A 16,756-nucleotide genomic window follows, 5' to 3' on the forward strand; every position below is an offset into this window, starting at 1 on the left:
TAGTATTGTTCGGCAGTTATGCGTACGGTGAGCCGAATGCGTCTAGTGATATTGATCTGTATGTGGTTACATCAGATGAGCATACCCCGCAGAACTGGCGTGAGAAAAGTGCTGTTTTTTTAAAGACGATCAAAACCCTTGATGAGATACAAAAACTGATTCCTATCGATCTTATTGCACATACTAAACCGATGCATCAAAAGTTTGTCGAATTGGATGGGATGTTAAGCCGTAAAATATTGCGTGATGGGATCTCTTTGATATGAAGTTACTCGCAAGTGAATGGCTTAAAGCGGCACAAGATGATCTTGCTGTTATCGAAAAAATCATCAATGAAGAGTCTCTATCACACATGGTCGCCTTTCATGCACAGCAGTGCATAGAGAAAAGTTTAAAAGCACTTGGGGAAGAGAGAAGTCTTGAACTTCCAAAAATTCATAAATTAAAAACACTTGCCTCCCGTGTAGGTATCGATTTATCCTCTTTTGAAAACGGTGAAGATCACCTTCATTTACTCGATGAGTTGTATATTGATTCACGCTATCCCGGAGATTTTGGCTTATTACCAAACGGGAAACCAACATTAGAAGATGCCCAAGAATTTTATAGGTTTGCAAAAAGTATTTATTTAACTGTTCAAAATACATTAAACCAATAAAATGCGCATAATTATTACCGGTGCCAGTAGTGGATTAGGTGAGGCGTTAGCTCTGCATTACGCAACAAATGAAAATAGATTAGTGTTAATAGCCCGCAGAGAAGATCGTTTGAGAAATGTTGCACAGCGATGCCGAGACAAAGGTACCGAGGTGGAGACGATTGTCGCCGATGTCAATGATTTTGAGCGGATGAGAGAGATCGGAGTGCATTTGGGTGAACAAAAGATCGATAGGATTATCCTCAATGCGGGAGTATCAGTCGGACATGGCGGTGGAGTAACACCGTTTGAAGATTTTGAGCGGCTCTTTAAAACCAATTTTCTGAGTGTTCACGCGTTGTTAGAACCCATTATCCCGAAACTGATGGAGCAACATTCTGGAGAGATTGTTCTTATCTCGTCGCTCGCTTCGCTTTTTACGATGCCCACCTCTATCGCCTACAGCAGTTCTAAGCGGGCACTTAATGCGTATGCGGAAGGGCTGCATTATCAGCTAAAACCACACGGTATTAGTGTCATGACGATCATGCCCGGATTTATCGATTCGGAGATGACGCAGAAGAACCGATTTAAAATGCCGTTTTTGATGAGTACAGAGGAGGGGATAGAGCGAATTACCCATGCGATTGAACGGAAAAAAATACGTTATGCTTTTCCTTTTAGATTTACCTTAATGATTCGAATTCTTACACTATTTCCGCAGTCCTTAAGAGACAAAATTGTAAACTTCACTAATTTTAAAAAGGGTGCATAACCCGTACTATCAAGGAAATATCCGAATGGTTATCGACAGCGTTTGTACCTATTGCGGCGTAGGGTGTGATATTTCTGCTGAGGTGGAAGACAACAAAATCCAAAAAATCTTCGCCAAAGAAGAGGGAACAGTTTCTCAAGGGCGGTTGTGCATCAAAGGGAAACAGGGGTGGGATTTCGTTACTCACCCTAAACGGCTCCGTAATGCCCGTGTCCGCAAATCCTTTTTAGCCAAAAACACTGCTCTATTTGCCGATTTGGATATGGACTATCTCGAACCGGTGGATCATGACTTTTATGAGATCAGCTATGAGAGTGCGTATGAACTGGTTGCCCGTAAGCTCCGTTCCATCACGGATGAACACGGTTCTCACAGTTTTGCCGCTATCGGAGGGGCACGTACCAGTTGTGAGGGTTCTTATCTGTTTCAACACTTTACCCGTCATGTCGTCGGTTCTCCTCATGTCGATAACTGCGCGCGCGTGTGCCACTCACCGTCGCTCAAAGGGATGCGTACGACCATCGGTGAAGGGGCGATGACTAACCCGTTCGATGATATTTATGAGACCGAATACATGGTCGTTATGGGGAGCAATACTACCGAAGGTCATCCGATCGTCGCTAATCGCATGCTCGATGTGATTAAACAAAAAGAGATTGAATTGGCGGTTCTCGACGTGCGACGTATCCAGCTCTCTAAATCCTCATCCAATCATTTGAGTATCCCCTATGAAGCCAATCTGATGATTCTCAATATGATGGCGTATGTTATCCTCTCGGAAGATTTGGTGAACACAGAGTTTGTAGACAAACGGACGAAAGGGTATGAAGAGTATAAAAGCTCGATTCTGAATGATCCGTACGCTAATCCAGACTATCTGCTCCAAATCCCGGGATATGAGTCACTAGCACAAGAAGTTCGTATCGTTGCCCGTAAATATGCAACCCGTAAAAGCCTCTTTTTCTGGGGTTTAGGGATAACGGAGCATTTGGATGGTTCGTATGCGGTTATGGCGATTACCCATCTCGCAATGCTTACGGGCAATATTGGTAAACGGGGTGCGGGATTGATGCCGCTTCGGGGTCAAAACAATGTTCAGGGGACGTGCGATGTGGGGATGCTGCCGTATTACGCTCCCGATTATCAACCTCCTAAAGAGGTGGGGATGATGACTCCTGATCTGATCAATGCGATGGTAGAGGGTAAGATCAAAGCCCTCTATAATATTAGTGAGGACATTGCCCATATCCATCCAAACCAAAACAAAATTCATGCTGCGTTGGGGAACCTCGATCTTTTAGTCGTTAATGAACTTTTTGACAATGAGATTACGAAATTTGCCGACATAATCTTCGGGGTGAAAAGTGCTTATGAAAAGACAGGTGTTTATGTCAATGCTGAACGTCGTTTACACCTCTCTCAGCCGCTGATTAACGTGATGATGCCGGATGACTGGGAAGTAATCGCCGAAATCTCCAAACGTTATGGAACAGATTTAGAGGTACATACTTCACGTGATGTATGGGAGAGGGTACGTGTTGATGCACCGATGCGCTTTGGGGGAGCGAGTTATGAAAAACTCGAATCCAATCGTCTACGTGGCTTACAATGGCCGGTGCAAGAAGAGGATTTGCCGGTATTACATATCGATACATTCCGAACTAAAGATGGATTTGCAACGTTTCGCTATCATCCATATTCCCCTCGCGGTCAGGTTGAAGAGTTGAGAAACAAGGGAGAACATTCGGGGTATTATCTCACCACCGGACGAGTTTTGGTTCATTACAATAACAGTGCCCAAACCAATGCGTGTGATAAATTAAGCCGCTCTCACACGGAAGATACACTGCTGGTGAGTGTCGAAGATGAAGAATTTTTTGAATACAAAGATTTCGTTGTCCTCAAAAGTGAGTATGGTCAAAGCGCACCTTTACGGGTTAAAGTAAGCTCAACCGTGAAAAAAGGGACGCTATTTACGACCTTTCACCATGCTGCTAGTAATATCAACTTTCTTTTCGGCGATGAGGCCGACGAACTTATTAAGACGGCACGATTTAAATCGATTAAAGTCGATATTATCAAACCCGATTATTTAGAATGATATACAGTAGACAATTCTGCCTCAAAGAGGCAAGCTTTAGTGCCATAGCGGCTAACGTAGCCATCTGGATGTATTCAGATGGCGTTCAAATAGTGAATTAATATGCATACTAAGGCCAAAGGAAATCTGGCTGAGGACAAAGGGTGTGAATATCTTCGTCAGCACGGGTATCGAATTGTAGATCGTAACGTATACAACCGTTTTGGTGAGATTGATATCATCGCCATTCGTGACAATGTACTCCATTTTGTAGAAGTAAAAAGTGCTACGACCTATGAGCAGGCTGTTAATAATATTACCCCCTCAAAACTCCAAAAACTAGGAAGAACCATCCAGTTTTATTTGCAGAAGAAAAAGCTAAACAGTGATTACTGCATTGATGCACTGATTGTTAGTGATAATGTTGTGGAGCTGATTGAAAATATTACTTTGTAACGTAAGAGTTCTGAGAAAAAATGTGAGATTAATGTAATAAGTCATTTTAAAGATTTTGGCGTTATAATGACTTCATATAAACATTAGAACCCTAAGGAAGACACATGGCTAAATACACAGAATTAACCGTATCTAATTTTGACGAAATTACTAAAGAAGGTGTTTCATTGGTAGATTTTTGGGCTCCATGGTGTGGGCCTTGCCGTATGATCGCTCCGGTAATCGAAGAATTGGCAGCAGAATTTGAAGGTAAAGCAAATATCTGTAAAGTAAATACAGACGAAGAACAAGATATCGCAGTTAAATACGGTATCCGCTCTATCCCTACAATTCTTTTCTTCAAAAACGGTGAAGTAGTAGAGCAAATGGTAGGCGCTGCTTCTAAACAAGCATTTGCTGATAAACTAAACGCACTTCTCTAAGCAATTTCGTGGCAGCAGGGCGGACTAAAAGTCTTTTTTCCCTCTCCACGCTTCTCGCCTCTTTTTTTGGCGCAGCAATGATTGCTGCTGCTTTTGCCTACTTTAACTACAAATTTTCTGAATACAAATTTATTGACTTTAACGATTGGGTTTTTTATCAGGAAAAAGCTATTTTTATCCCCACCGAGCCTTATTATATCGTTGTCTTTTACAGCTCAAAACTTCCCGGAACGATTGAAAAACTGACACAAGCAAAAGCCAAATATCCGATTATTGCAATCGATTATTACCAAAAAGCTCCCCCTTCAACTCCTAATATTACCTTTTTACGTGGGGGAACTGATACCTCTTTGAAGTTCATTCAACGCTTTAATATCTATCATTCCCCAACTGTTTTTACTATCAAAAAAAACAAAGAGACCCTTTATAAACAAGACAGTATGATACGCGAACTTGACACGTTGGAGACGCTGAGTAGTATCTCTAGTGATCTGTAAATGGCTGTATTTAAGACTTAATATAAAGGAAATAATTGATGTTGGATTGTGCGATTATTGGAGGAGGGCCAGCAGGTCTTACTGCAGGTTTGTATACCACACGCGGTGGTTTGGATAATGTTACCATGTTTGAAAAAGGGATGCCGGGCGGCCAGATTACAATGAGTTCTGAGATCGAAAATTACCCAGGGGCTACGGCGCATAATTTGAGCGGTATGGATTTTATGAATCCATGGCCGGAACAATGCCAACGCTTTGGGCTCAAGCATGAGATGAGTGAAGTAACACGTGTTTCTCGTCGCGAGGATGGTATTTTTATGATCCAAAAATCAGACGGGACCTCTAATGAGGCTAAAAGTGTTATTGTGTGTACAGGATCAACGCCAAAACGTGCTGGCTTTGCAGGTGAAGATGTTTTTTTTGGGCGCGGTGTTAGCACGTGCGCAACCTGTGATGGATTCTTTTATAAAAACAAAGAGGTAGCAGTTATCGGCGGTGGTGACACTGCGTTAGAAGAAGCCCTTTATTTGGCAAAAATTTGTTCCAAAGTGTATCTGATCCATCGTCGTGACAGTTTCAGATCTGCTCCGAATACGATCACCAGAGTCAAAGAGAGTGCAAATATCGAGTTGGTGTTGAACGCAATACCTGAAGAGGTATTTGGGGGTGCGATGGGGGTTGATGGAATCCGTGTCAAGCTCGAAGATGGCTCGATTCGCCAAATCGATGTTCCAGGTGTCTTTGTGTTCGTTGGAAATAATGTTAATAACCAGGTGTTGATTCAAGAAGACGGAACATTTTTATGTGAGATGACCTCATGGGGTGAAGTAAAAGTCGATTTGAGTATGAAGACCTCGGTTCCAGGATTATACGCTGCAGGCGATATGCGCGCCGAAGCACCAAAACAAGTTGTATGCGCTGCAGGCGATGGTGCCGTTGCCGCATTGCAAGCGATTGGGTACGTCGACGGACACCATTAACATTTTTTAATGAGGACGTTTACGCCCTTTTTAAAGACGAAGAGGGTAAAATATCTCTACTTAATGTTTGAATAGGGATGCTACATATGATTAGAGCAGGTGTATTTGGCGCTGGCGGGCGTGTCGGAAAGCTGTTAATTGAAGATTTACATCATGAATCTGAGATTTCATTGGGGGCAGTCTATGTGCGCAATGAACTCAATTTCTCAATCGATCCTTCAGTATTGGTAACTAACGATATGGCAACGTTGCTTAAAGGGTCCGATGTTATTATCGATTTTTCGTTACCGGAAGCGACACAGGTTTTGCTAGAGAGTGCGATGGAACATCCTAAGCCTTTGGTTATCGGAACGACGGGTTTAGATACACATCAGATGAATTTATTGAAATCTGCCAGCGAATCAATGCCGATTCTTTATGCGACTAATATGTCTTTGGGTGTTGCATTACTCAATCAACTGGTTTATATGGCAGCTAAAACACTCGATGGATTTGATATCGAGATCGTCGAACAGCACCATAGGCATAAAAAAGATGCTCCGAGTGGGACAGCACTTACCCTCGCGCACTCGGCTGCAGCAGCTCGCGGTCTCGACCTCGATGCCGTACGTGTCAGTGGACGTAACGGTAATATCGGTGAGAGAACCAAAGATGAGATTGCGGTGATGGCACTTCGCGGTGGAGATATCGTCGGTCGTCACACGGTTGGATTTTATAATGATGGTGAATTCATCGAACTTCACCATACCGCAACCACTCGCAACACCTTTTCAAAAGGTGCCATTCGTGCCGCAAAATGGCTGGCCGGAAAACCAAACGGTCTTTACAGTATCCAAGACTGTTTAGAACTGGCATAAGGAGAAAGATATGCGTAGCTTAAATGAAAAATGTGCAGTAGTCGGTATTTTCGACCATGACGAAGCGTCAAAGCTTGCTTACTTTTCACTCCATGCTCTTCAGCATCGTGGTCAAGAAGCGGCAGGGATCAGCACCAGTGATGGGGAAAAACTCTATACGATTAAAGATCGTGGGCTAGTAACCCAAGTATTTGATACTCAAAAACTAAATACTCTCAAAGGGAACATGGCGATTGGACACACCCGCTATTCGACCGCTGGGGACGACTCTATTCTCGATGCTCAGCCGGTATTTGCGCGTTATGATCTTGGGGAAATGTCAATCGTACATAATGGGAATCTTACCAATGCCAAAGAGGTACGTGATGCTCTGATCAAAAAAGGGGCGATTTTCCAAACGTTTATGGATACGGAGAATCTGATCCATTTGATTGCGAAAAGTGATCAGCACCATTTGACCGATCGTATTATTGATGCAGTGAAAAAGATAGAGGGGGCATATTCACTTGTATTCCTCAGCCGTTCTAAAATGTTTGCGATGCGCGATCCTCACGGTTTCCGACCTCTCAGCCTCGGACGCGTCGGTGATGGGTACGTAGTGGCTTCAGAAACCTGTGCTTTTGATCTCATCGGTGCGGAATATATCCGTGACGTTGAGCCGGGAGAATTGTTGATTTTTGAAAAAGGGAAAGCCCCTCAATCGATCAAAGTATTCGAGCCGACTCCGAAACACTGTATTTTTGAGTACGTCTATTTTGCCCGTCCCGATTCCAATGTTTATAATCAAAATGTTTATGAGATGCGAAAAGCGATGGGAAAAGCATTAGCAAAAGAGCAGCCTGTTGTTGCCGATATGGTTGTCCCTGTCCCTGATGGTGGGGTTCCTGCTGCTATCGGTTACTCTCAAGAGAGCGGTATCCCTTTCGAGATGGCGATAATGCGTAATCACTACATTGGGCGTACTTTTATCGAACCAACCCAAGAAATGCGTGATTTGAAAGTCAAAATGAAACTCTCTCCGATTAATGATCTCATTCGTGGTAAACGTCTCATCGTTATCGATGACTCGATTGTGCGTGGGACGACGAGCCGTCAAATCGTCCGTATGCTCAAAGCCGCAGGAGCCGCAGAGGTGCATATGCGTATTTCCAGCCCACCGACAACCGATCCGTGTTATTATGGAGTTGATACTCCCGATAAAGAGAAACTTATTGCGGCAAACATGACCAATGCAGAGATTTGTGCCTTTATCGAAGCCGATTCATTGGGATATTTGAGCAATGAAGCACTATTAGAAAGTGTCAACGGCAAAGAAGAGAATTACTGTACTGCCTGCTTTACCGGCAAGTATATCATTTAAGCATTTTCCATGCGGGAACAGATTTTTACCTTTGGGCAATATTTACACCATAAATTCGGTGTAAAGATTTCAAAAGTTCCCGTCTCTATCTCCGGTTTTACCTGTCCTAATATCGATGGAACAGTTGCTAAAGGTGGATGCACCTTTTGTGAAAATGACTCATTTAGCCCCAGTTTAGATCGTGTACGCCCTCTCAAAGGTTTTTTTCTCAATCTTCAGTCGACTGAAAATCCCTATTTAGAAAAACAGCTTGAACAGCTTGAATGGCAGTTTAATGCCCTTTCTCAAAAACTTCGTGCAGAAAATGGTGCGGAAAAGTTTTTGGTTTATTTTCAGAGTTTTACCAATACTTATGCCCCTTTTGAAACACTCAAAGCACTTTATGAGAAAGCACTTACGTTTGAGAATGTAGTAGGTCTTAGTGTTGGAACAAGGTCCGATAGTATCAGTGATGAAACCTTTTCGTATTTAGCAGAGCTTTCCAAGAGAACGGAAGTTTGGATCGAGTTTGGAATTCAGTCGATTTATGATGAGACTTTGGTGCGAATCAACCGAGGACATGATAGTGCCAATGTCAAAGAAGCGATTCTAAAAGCAAAATCTCATGGGCTAAAGGTATGCGGTCATCTCATTTTTGGACTTCCGGGTGAGAGTAAGGAAATGATGCTTGAAACGGCTAAAACAGCCTACGCTCTTGGGATTGATTCTGTCAAATATCACCCACTATACGTTGTTAAACGGACGGCATTAGCCAATGAATACGGACGGGGTGAGTTTGAGCCGATAAGCCAAGAACTTTATTTAGATGTATTAACAGAAGCATTGAAATTAAAACCGCCACAAGTAAGTGTTCAGCGTATCAGTGCGGGGATTGACGATGAAACTCTGATCGCTCCTCAATGGTGCCAAGACAAAAATGCACAACTGCGTACTATCAATCAGACACTTAAATCAATAGGACTAAAGTATTAGTCTTTAGTGAGAAAAGATTCGAGTAAATTGAGTTACCCCTCTGAAATACGGGGGATAATCGAATGCAACACGAAAGCGACGTGATTCACCAGCTTTTAGATCCTCGGCTATAATTGGTGTTTTAATAAGTGTTTGGGGTTGATAATCTTTGGAAGAGTTATTAAACATGTCTGAGAAACCGCTGGGTTTATAGAAGTTAGCTCCTTTTACATTTCCGGTTGCATGTCCTTTGTTCACCAATTTTATCTCTAGCTCTACTTTACCGATGGTATAGTTCCCCACATTTTTAACAATACCCGTAAAAACAATTTCTTCCGTTTGGAGAAGTCGATAGTTGCTTAGATTGTAAACTGCTGCTTTTTTCGTATATTTATCTAAGGCCATTAAAATAATAAAGGCAAGCATCATATTGACTAAGATAGAGGAGATGATAATAGAATTACGAACATTAGGGCGTTTTTCTTGAAATGCCAATATTACTGTTAGGATAAAGATAATAAAACCGATAACGAGTGCACTATAATGCCAAACAGTGAAATAAGTACTCATCGACATTTTGCCTTTAAGGTAAGATTGTAATCTTTAGTATAGCGAAACGGTTCAACAAACAGTTTAAACGATTCTGATTGCCCCGGTTTGATTGTCTCGACGATTTTAAGGGAACTTTTTTGAAAAGGAAAATAAGGGTAAAGTTGATCTATGTAGGGGGTATGCGTCACTTTGTAAACTCCGGCATAAAGGGTACACTCGTGAAAAGGGCGTTTGGAGGTGTTGTTAATGTCCCCTTTGATTAAAAGTGCTTCCGTAAATTCGAGTGCTTTTACATCACGAATAATAATATGGTGTTTAAAGAGGTGCTGATGCATCATGCTATAGCCTACAATAGGCCCTGCTGTCAATACTCCAAAAGCTAAAATTACCAAGAAAATAGCAAGCGTCATTTTTTGTCGTATAACGATAGCGATGATTAGCAAAAGTAAAAAGAGTATGAATATTCCTCCGAACAAGAGGTAATCGTAGATCAGTAAGTGATGGATAAAATCGGTAATCTTTGCTTTCATTTGTCCCTAGCGTTTTTCTCTGCAATCCCGCTCATCCCAAATCGTCGGGCAAGTTCTTGTTTGATACGATCAGGAGAGATATTTTTATGTCCCAGTGCGACGAGGACGTGATACACTAAATCGGCACATTCGTAAATAATTTCATCTTCGTTACCGTCTTTAATCGCAAAACTGAACTCACCCGATTCTTCAACTACTTTTTTGAGGATGGCATTATCCCCTTTACTCAAAAGTTTAGCTGTCCATGAGGTTTCAGGATCAGCATTCTTTCGACTGAGGATAGTATGGTAAAGTTCGTCAATAATTCCATAGGCTGCTGTTGTATCGATTTGTGGTTCGCTGATAGTCTCACCCGATTCAATATCGGTAAAGAAACACGATTTACGCCCCGTATGACAGGCTACTCCCTCTTGGCGAACGATGAGAAGGAGGGTATCGTTATCACAATCGAGTAAGAATCGTTCAATGTGTTGGAGGTGTCCGCTAGACTCCCCTTTTTTCCAAAGACGCTGTTTGGATCTAGAGTAATAATGGGCAATTTTCGTAGAGAGAGATAGTTCTAACGCTTCACGGTTCATGTATGCCATCATTAGGACTTCGAGGGTAGTGGAGTCTTGGACAATTACAGGTAGAAGATCAGATTTTGCCCAGTCGATGTGATCGAGATTCATGTAAAACCTTTTGAGTATTTGAGCGGACTGCACAGATGAAGCCCTGACAAACCCTCCAAAAAGGAGAGGTTTAAATTATTCTTTAGAGGAAACCTTTTGGGTCTGATCATTTTTCATATCAACCCAGATATTAGGAGTAGAACCCCCCGGTGTGAGGAAAATTTTAGCGTCTTTATTCTCTTTAAGTGCTTCGTTAAATTTCCCTTGTACTTTGATCTGCTCTAATTTAAGTAGTCCCGGTGTGAGTGACTGAGCTACGAGATGATTGGCTTTAGCTTGAGCGGTTGCTTCAATGGTGAGAGCATTTGCCGTACCTTGTGCTTCAGTCTCTTTTTTAAATGCTTCTTGTTTGGCCCGTTCTACATCTTGTTGTGCTTTTTCAACTTCTTGTTTGGCAACTTGAACTCGCTCAATTTGATCTTTTACTTTTTGTGGAAGACCGATTTCACGTAATTGAATCGATTCAAGATCGGCAGGACCATTTTTCTGGCGATCAACACTGCTGCGAATACCCGCTTCGATTTTGAGAGCGATCGCATTACGCATGATTGGAAGCGTTTCTGCATCGTATTGACCGATGACGTTACGAACAACATCACGGGCAACTGGGTCGATAATTTTATCTTCCCAACTAAAGCCCCAGTTAGAGATCGTTTGCGCTGCTAACTGTGCGTTAAGGCGGTATTGTACGGTTAATTCGATTGTGACTGGTAGTCCACGTTTATCCAAAACAGTAATTGCCGGTTTGAGGACGATTCCATCACCTGCCGTTGATGCACGCTCAATTTTATCGGCATAGTTAATAATACGCACTTTGGTATCGACAATGTAAACTTTTTGAATAAATGGAATTAGAAAATGGAGCCCAGGCATTAATGCTTGATCTTCATATTTACCATTGGTGGAGAGAATACCACGCTCACCCTCGGTGATGATAATAAAGGGTTTTGCTAAAACAAGCAATAAAATCAACCCGCCGATCACCCAAAGCATTCCGGCTTTTTGAGAGTTCATATTAAAATCAAACTTTGGCGGTTTAGGTGCATTAAATCCGCCCCCTTTATTAGCCTCATTTTTTTTCTTGTTGAAATAGTCGTTCATATCACTTGCCATTTAGAATCCTCTTTTTAGTTTGTTGCGCGCAAAGCACAACCTATCAGTAATGTACTTATATCGAAAATTAGTCAATATAAGTCAAATAATGATCATAGTCAGGATTTCGTCCGCATACGATGTCAAAATATGCTGCCTGAATTTTCTCCGTCAACGGACCACGTCCCCCTGCACCGAGAACGCGTGCATCTACTTCGCGAATAGGGGTGATTTCTGCCGCCGTTCCGGTGAGGAATGCTTCATCGGCGACGTAAATCTCTTCACGGGTGATTTTTCTGCGCGTTACTTTAATACCCATATTTTCCGCCATCTCGATAACGGTTTTTTGGGTAATCGATACGAGTGAGTTGTCATTCGGAGGGGTGATGAGTTCACCGTCTTTGATAAGGAAAAACGACGCACCGCTTGCTTCGGCAACGTATCCCTCATCATCGAGGAGCAACGCTTCATCGTATCCCGCTTCAACCGCTTCAAATTTTGCCATTTGAGAGTTGAGATAGTTTCCGACCGCTTTGGCTTTACCCATATTTGATTTGTTATTCGGACGGCTGAATGATGAGATTTTGAGACGGATTCCCCGTTTCATCCCCTCTTCACCGAGATACGCACCCCATTCCCATGCCGCTACCGATACTTCAACAGGAGCTTCTTTGTGATAAACACCCATAACGCCGTAACCGAGGTAAACAATCGGACGAAGATAGACGTTTTCGCCGGTAAATTCGTTTGCTTTAAGCAACTCAATTTGAGCTTTGTTTAACTCTTCAACTGTATAAGGTACAGTGATTAGAGTCATTTTTGCCGATTCAATCAAACGCTTAGTGTGGTCGTTTAGACGGAAAATTGCGTACCCTTTTGGGGTTTTGTATGCTTTAGTCCCTTCGATTGCACCGTTACCGTAGTGCAGTGTGTGGGAAAGGACGTGAATCTTTGCCTCGCTCCATGGGAGCAGTTTGCCGTTCATCCAAATAAATTTGGCTTCGTTCATGAGAAGATCTCCAAAAGAAAAATTGGGTGATTTTAGCGCAGTTGGGGTTTAAGGTTTATTAAGGGGTTAAAGATTCCCGCATTTGCGGGAAAATTAATGGGTAGGTGTATTAATCATCCAGATCGAAAATACATCGAGATAATCCCAAAACGATTGAATGTATTCAGGGTTTACCCCTTCTGCTTCAAGTTTAGGGAGTAAAACACCGTAAAATTCGAGCCATCTTTGGCGTCCGTGTTCATCGATACGAAACGGTGCATGACGACCGACCATACGAGGCTCACCTCGTGTTTGGGCAAAATAATCGGGTCCTCCGCAGATTTGGATCAGAAAATCGGCGGCGTGTTTTTTGGCAGCTGCAAAATCTTCTTCGTCATTCACGGGGAACAAAAACGAGATGTCGCTGTTGCGGATCATCTCATAATGATCATCGACCAATTTGCGAAAACGCTCTTCGCCCACTTGGAAAAAGAATCCCGGATGAGGTTTGGTAACGGGAGGGCGGACCCCTAGCGCACCGTCGGTAATTTTAAGTTCAAGCATAATGATCCTCTGCGTATTTTTGAGACACATTCTAAAGAGAAGATGAAAAGAAAGAGCTTAAAACATCCTCTGCGTTCTCTTTTTAGGTGATGATTTGTATAATTGAAACATAATTTAATGGCGGAGACGAATAATGGATGCACACGTTTGGATGGGGTCACGTCAGGTTGTAACTTCCTGTTACATGGAGCGTCTCAGCCCGTATGATGGACGTGTTGTTTCGCGCATGGCGCAATGCGATGCTGAGGATGCTCATCAGGCGCTTAATATCGCCAAAAATGCCGCAAAAACTGCTAAAAAAGCTCCACTTCATCAGCGATGTGCATGGTTGTTGGATGTTGCCTCTAAACTCCGCCAACAGCGTGAAGAATTTGCAAACGTTTTGTGTGGTGAGGTGGGAAAACCGATCACCTACGCACGTATCGAAGTGGATCGATGTATCGAGACGATCACCCTCTCCGCCGAGACGATGCGTACCATGCACGGTGAGACGATTAACACCGACGCGATGAGTAGCGGACGGAGTGCTCACGCGTACTGGCGACGAGATGCTGTGGGAGTTGTTGTAGCGATTACTCCGTTTAACTTCCCGCTCAATCTAGTCGCCCATAAACTTGCACCCGCATTGGTCGCGGGGAATACGGTTGTTCTTAAACCGACCCCTGAAGCACCGCTGTGTGCCTATAAACTGGCACAACTTTTTATCGAAAGCCCATTCGCAACGCCTGATGCACTGAGTGTCGTTTACGGTGACGCCGAAGTGGGGAGCGCGTTGGTGGGCAGTGACATCCCACGTGTCATCAGTTTTACCGGATCGGTAAGTGTGGGCAATATCATTACAAAAAGTGCAGGGATTAAAAAAGTTTCTTTGGAGCTTGGCGGTAATGCGGCAACTTATATCGATACGAGTGCTGATCTTGAATACGCGGCAACACGCTGTGCTATCGGAGCGTTTGTGAACTCAGGGCAAGTATGTATTTCGCTCCAACGTATTTATGTGGATAGTTCTATTTATGATGAATTTTCTCAAAAGATGGCGGAAGCAACATCGAAACTTGTAGTCGGTTCACCATATAATGACGATACTTTTTTAGGACCGTTGATTAATGATGAAGCGGCCGAGCGAGCGATGAGCTGGGTGGAGAGTGCAATGGAAGAGGGTGCTCGTCCTCTCACCCCTCCACACCGAGAGGGACGGATATTTTATCCGTGTGTTATGGCGGACGTGACTGAGTCGATGAAGATCGTTTGCGAAGAGGTATTTGCCCCTATTGTGAGTTTGGTACGGGTGAATGGAATCGATGATGCAATAGAGCGAATGAACAATTCGCCGTATGGATTGCAGTTCTCGGTTTTTACCAACAATCTCTCCCATGCGACCAAGGCGATTGATGAACTCGATGCAGGTGGGGTCGTTATTAACGATATGCCGACATTGCGTTTTGATATTCAGCCTTATGGCGGTGTGAAACTCAGCGGTGTCGGACGAGAAGGTCCCCGTTTTGCCATCGAAGAGTTTACCGAAATCAAATCCATAGTGATTTTATAGCCATTGTGAGAGTAAGTCGTCATCCTGAACTTGATTCAGGATCTAAGGCGAGATGCTGAATCAAGTTCAGCATGACGGGATAGAGATATTTAAATAAAGGAAATTAAAAATGTTAGAAGTAGGAAGTGTATCCCCCGATTTTTGTTTGAGTAACCAAGACGATATAGAGATATGTTCGCGTGATTTACGCGGAAAATGGATCGTATTGTATTTTTACCCGAAAGACTCCACTCCAGGGTGTACGACGGAAGCGTGCGAGTTTACGGCTGCACAGGATGAGTACGATGATATGGGTGCAATCATACTTGGGGTGAGTGCTGATAGTACCAAAGCACACCGTAATTTTATCGAGAAACAAAATCTCGGCATTACCCTCCTCAGTGATCCGACGACACAAATGATGCAAGACTACGGCGTATGGGCGATGAAAAAAAACTACGGTAAAGAGTACATGGGTATCGTCCGCTCAACGTACATCATCGATCCAAAAGGAATAGTCAAAGCGGCATGGACGAATGTAAAAGTAAAAGATCATGTGGCTAAAGTAAAAGAAGAATTGGCTGCGTTGCAGGGGTAAAAATCGGAACTGACACTTTAGTGTCGGAAAGCAAAGGCGGGACTAAAGTCCCACTTCCAAGACTAACGTTTAGAATTTATAACGCAAATAGGCTCGAATGTCTTGTGCCTTATCGACCACCACCCCTGCTAAATCGGTGGTTGAGGGGATATCGCTGATTTTCATCGGGGTTCCGCTTTGACTGCCAAAGAAGCCGTTGCTTCCACTGTAGTCATAATCGATATAGGTATAACGGAGTTGAAAACTTAGCGCCGTGGTAAGCGGCTCTGTGAAATAGAGCTCATAAGCATCTCCTCGTGCGGCTATTTTTGATCCGATAGCGGTATCTTCTCCATAGGTAAATGATCTCCAGTATTGAGAACCGTGGTTAAACTCTACCCCCCATCTCCCTTTTTCACTTATTATAGATGGCATTTGCGCTCCGATCCAATAGCTGTATCCGGTTTTGTTTTCGGTAGATCCTAACATCGCTTTCCCACTATCAGGGTCGGTTTTTGACATCGCCCCGCTTAAAAAGAGGGTTGTATTATCGAGATAACCACTCCACCCATCACCGATTCCATGAAATGCCACAAAACCGGATAAAAGATGTAACGCTCCGACGCTTTGCAATGAGGGGTCATAGTTAGCCGGATTAAACGTACCAAATTGATCAAAGCCCGCATTAGTAATATCGATTAGATTGTTGGCATGGGTGTATTGAAATTCGGTTTCGATACGGTTATCATGATAAGGGACTACATTGATAGCGTACATCATAATATTACCCGTGTCGGTAGAGCTTGAATCGGCGTAAGGCGTAGAACTAAAATGCGGCTCGGCATTACTCATCCCTTGTCCTGCGGCTAATTTGATGGATGAACCGGATATTCCCGTAACATTGGCTAGATTAAATTTCATATTTCCTCCATCGAATTCGGCATTAGAAATATGCCCTAACGGAGAGGTTGATTCATCATCTTCACGGTAACTGATAAGTTTTCCGTTGGTGGAGGGGCGGCGGCCTAAACCGAATGACCACGGGATATCAAGACCGAACAAGTGATCTTCTTCGTAGTTGATGTAGGCTGAGCGGACTCTTAGGGTATCGTCTTGTTTGTTTTCTGAACTTACCCAGTCAAAACTATCCATACTTCCGTTTTGTGGATCTACCATTGAACGCTCTCCAAAGAGTTTATTGTACGAGAGTTGACCGCCAAAGTGAAGATTTGAGCTAGG

The 16,756-nt window shown here is 43.2% G+C and carries 20 protein-coding genes; 13 read left to right on the forward strand and 7 right to left on the reverse strand.

The window, feature by feature from the left end:
* From PHR02_RS09950 to PHR02_RS10000, 11 genes are all read left to right on the forward strand, one after another.
* Positions 1-266: nucleotidyltransferase domain-containing protein (locus PHR02_RS09950; RefSeq protein WP_299991700.1), on the forward strand; the 266-nt coding region annotated here is incomplete at its 5' end.
* Complete coding sequence (locus tag PHR02_RS09955; RefSeq protein WP_299991702.1) at positions 263-658, forward strand: HEPN domain-containing protein; 396 nt, start codon at positions 263-265, stop codon at positions 656-658. The genes PHR02_RS09950 and PHR02_RS09955, both read left to right, overlap by 4 nt.
* 1 nt (position 659) lies before the next feature.
* The gene (locus tag PHR02_RS09960) at positions 660-1,412 is read left to right on the forward strand and encodes an SDR family NAD(P)-dependent oxidoreductase (RefSeq protein WP_299991703.1); all 753 of its coding nucleotides are present in this window, start codon (positions 660-662) and stop codon (positions 1,410-1,412) included.
* A 25-nt stretch (positions 1,413-1,437) separates the two neighbouring features.
* On the forward strand, positions 1,438-3,513 hold the full coding sequence (locus tag PHR02_RS09965; protein ID WP_299991706.1) for a molybdopterin-dependent oxidoreductase: 2,076 nt from the start codon (positions 1,438-1,440) through the stop codon (positions 3,511-3,513).
* Between the two features lie 102 nt (positions 3,514-3,615).
* Complete coding sequence (locus PHR02_RS09970) at positions 3,616-3,948, forward strand: YraN family protein (protein WP_299991708.1); 333 nt, start codon at positions 3,616-3,618, stop codon at positions 3,946-3,948.
* 104 nt (positions 3,949-4,052) lie between these two features.
* Positions 4,053-4,370 carry a thioredoxin gene (gene trxA, locus PHR02_RS09975; protein ID WP_295051641.1) on the forward strand — a complete coding sequence of 106 codons (318 nt, stop codon included), beginning with the start codon at positions 4,053-4,055 and terminating at the stop codon, positions 4,368-4,370.
* Between the two features lie 8 nt (positions 4,371-4,378).
* Positions 4,379-4,867, forward strand: a complete 489-nt coding sequence (locus PHR02_RS09980; RefSeq protein WP_299991713.1) for a hypothetical protein — start codon at positions 4,379-4,381, stop codon at positions 4,865-4,867.
* 38 nt (positions 4,868-4,905) lie between these two features.
* On the forward strand, positions 4,906-5,847 hold the full coding sequence (locus PHR02_RS09985) for an FAD-dependent oxidoreductase (protein ID WP_299991716.1): 942 nt from the start codon (positions 4,906-4,908) through the stop codon (positions 5,845-5,847).
* An 86-nt stretch (positions 5,848-5,933) separates the two neighbouring features.
* Complete coding sequence (dapB, locus tag PHR02_RS09990) at positions 5,934-6,704, forward strand: 4-hydroxy-tetrahydrodipicolinate reductase (protein ID WP_299991719.1); 771 nt, start codon at positions 5,934-5,936, stop codon at positions 6,702-6,704.
* 10 nt (positions 6,705-6,714) lie between these two features.
* Entirely contained in the window at positions 6,715-8,064 is a 1,350-nt protein-coding gene (purF, locus tag PHR02_RS09995; RefSeq protein ID WP_299991721.1) for an amidophosphoribosyltransferase, read from the forward strand.
* A gap of 9 nt (positions 8,065-8,073) precedes the next feature.
* Positions 8,074-9,036, forward strand: a complete 963-nt coding sequence (locus tag PHR02_RS10000; protein WP_299991723.1) for a TIGR01212 family radical SAM protein — start codon at positions 8,074-8,076, stop codon at positions 9,034-9,036.
* A gap of 3 nt (positions 9,037-9,039) precedes the next feature.
* Here PHR02_RS10000 and PHR02_RS10005 read toward each other — a convergent pair whose 3' ends face one another.
* The 6 genes from PHR02_RS10005 to PHR02_RS10030 form a co-directional block, all read right to left on the reverse strand.
* Positions 9,040-9,585, reverse strand: a complete 546-nt coding sequence (locus PHR02_RS10005) for a DUF2393 family protein (protein WP_299991726.1) — start codon at positions 9,583-9,585, stop codon at positions 9,040-9,042.
* Entirely contained in the window at positions 9,582-10,097 is a 516-nt protein-coding gene (locus tag PHR02_RS10010) for a DUF2393 family protein (RefSeq protein WP_299991729.1), read from the reverse strand. Before PHR02_RS10010 ends, PHR02_RS10005 begins: the two co-directional genes overlap by 4 nt.
* Positions 10,094-10,768 carry a bifunctional phosphoribosyl-AMP cyclohydrolase/phosphoribosyl-ATP diphosphatase HisIE gene (gene hisIE, locus PHR02_RS10015; RefSeq protein WP_299991731.1) on the reverse strand — a complete coding sequence of 225 codons (675 nt, stop codon included), beginning with the start codon at positions 10,766-10,768 and terminating at the stop codon, positions 10,094-10,096. The genes PHR02_RS10010 and hisIE overlap by 4 nt, the downstream gene beginning before the upstream one ends.
* A 75-nt stretch (positions 10,769-10,843) precedes the next feature.
* The gene (locus PHR02_RS10020; protein WP_299991734.1) at positions 10,844-11,881 is read right to left on the reverse strand and encodes a prohibitin family protein; all 1,038 of its coding nucleotides are present in this window, start codon (positions 11,879-11,881) and stop codon (positions 10,844-10,846) included.
* A 67-nt stretch (positions 11,882-11,948) separates the two neighbouring features.
* Entirely contained in the window at positions 11,949-12,869 is a 921-nt protein-coding gene (locus tag PHR02_RS10025) for a branched-chain amino acid transaminase (RefSeq protein ID WP_299991737.1), read from the reverse strand.
* A 93-nt stretch (positions 12,870-12,962) separates the two neighbouring features.
* The gene (locus tag PHR02_RS10030) at positions 12,963-13,412 is read right to left on the reverse strand and encodes a globin (RefSeq protein WP_299991739.1); all 450 of its coding nucleotides are present in this window, start codon (positions 13,410-13,412) and stop codon (positions 12,963-12,965) included.
* A gap of 133 nt (positions 13,413-13,545) precedes the next feature.
* Here PHR02_RS10030 and PHR02_RS10035 point away from each other — a divergent pair, with 133 nt between their 5' ends.
* Positions 13,546-14,961 carry an aldehyde dehydrogenase family protein gene (locus PHR02_RS10035; RefSeq protein WP_299991740.1) on the forward strand — a complete coding sequence of 472 codons (1,416 nt, stop codon included), beginning with the start codon at positions 13,546-13,548 and terminating at the stop codon, positions 14,959-14,961.
* Positions 14,962-15,070: 109 nt separating this feature from the next.
* Positions 15,071-15,538 (forward strand): peroxiredoxin, encoded by a 468-nt coding sequence (locus tag PHR02_RS10040; RefSeq protein WP_299991741.1) that lies wholly within the window; start codon positions 15,071-15,073, stop codon positions 15,536-15,538.
* A gap of 69 nt (positions 15,539-15,607) precedes the next feature.
* Here PHR02_RS10040 and PHR02_RS10045 read toward each other — a convergent pair.
* Positions 15,608-16,756: DUF3373 family protein (locus PHR02_RS10045; RefSeq protein ID WP_299991742.1), on the reverse strand; the 1,149-nt coding region annotated here is incomplete at its 5' end.

The organism is Sulfuricurvum sp., assembly GCF_028688295.1.
GTDB lineage: Bacteria > Campylobacterota > Campylobacteria > Campylobacterales > Sulfurimonadaceae > Sulfuricurvum.

What these genes read in the sequence shown, in the direction of transcription:
- PHR02_RS09970 (WP_299991708.1), top strand. Translation starts at nt 3,616, where the DNA reads ATGCATACTAAGGCCAAAGGAAATCTGGCTGAGGACAAAGGGTGTGAA.
- PHR02_RS09955 (WP_299991702.1), top strand. Translation starts at nt 263, where the DNA reads ATGAAGTTACTCGCAAGTGAATGGCTTAAAGCGGCACAAGATGATCTT.
- dapB (WP_299991719.1), top strand. Translation starts at nt 5,934, where the DNA reads ATGATTAGAGCAGGTGTATTTGGCGCTGGCGGGCGTGTCGGAAAGCTG.
- trxA (WP_295051641.1), top strand. Translation starts at nt 4,053, where the DNA reads ATGGCTAAATACACAGAATTAACCGTATCTAATTTTGACGAAATTACT.
- PHR02_RS10025 (WP_299991737.1), bottom strand. Translation starts at nt 12,869, where the DNA reads ATGAACGAAGCCAAATTTATTTGGATGAACGGCAAACTGCTCCCATGG.
- PHR02_RS10035 (WP_299991740.1), top strand. Translation starts at nt 13,546, where the DNA reads ATGGATGCACACGTTTGGATGGGGTCACGTCAGGTTGTAACTTCCTGT.
- PHR02_RS10020 (WP_299991734.1), bottom strand. Translation starts at nt 11,881, where the DNA reads ATGGCAAGTGATATGAACGACTATTTCAACAAGAAAAAAAATGAGGCT.
- PHR02_RS10005 (WP_299991726.1), bottom strand. Translation starts at nt 9,585, where the DNA reads ATGAGTACTTATTTCACTGTTTGGCATTATAGTGCACTCGTTATCGGT.
- PHR02_RS10000 (WP_299991723.1), top strand. Translation starts at nt 8,074, where the DNA reads ATGCGGGAACAGATTTTTACCTTTGGGCAATATTTACACCATAAATTC.
- PHR02_RS10010 (WP_299991729.1), bottom strand. Translation starts at nt 10,097, where the DNA reads ATGAAAGCAAAGATTACCGATTTTATCCATCACTTACTGATCTACGAT.
- PHR02_RS10040 (WP_299991741.1), top strand. Translation starts at nt 15,071, where the DNA reads ATGTTAGAAGTAGGAAGTGTATCCCCCGATTTTTGTTTGAGTAACCAA.
- PHR02_RS09985 (WP_299991716.1), top strand. Translation starts at nt 4,906, where the DNA reads ATGTTGGATTGTGCGATTATTGGAGGAGGGCCAGCAGGTCTTACTGCA.
- hisIE (WP_299991731.1), bottom strand. Translation starts at nt 10,768, where the DNA reads ATGAATCTCGATCACATCGACTGGGCAAAATCTGATCTTCTACCTGTA.
- PHR02_RS09965 (WP_299991706.1), top strand. Translation starts at nt 1,438, where the DNA reads ATGGTTATCGACAGCGTTTGTACCTATTGCGGCGTAGGGTGTGATATT.
- PHR02_RS10030 (WP_299991739.1), bottom strand. Translation starts at nt 13,412, where the DNA reads ATGCTTGAACTTAAAATTACCGACGGTGCGCTAGGGGTCCGCCCTCCC.
- purF (WP_299991721.1), top strand. Translation starts at nt 6,715, where the DNA reads ATGCGTAGCTTAAATGAAAAATGTGCAGTAGTCGGTATTTTCGACCAT.
- PHR02_RS09960 (WP_299991703.1), top strand. Translation starts at nt 660, where the DNA reads ATGCGCATAATTATTACCGGTGCCAGTAGTGGATTAGGTGAGGCGTTA.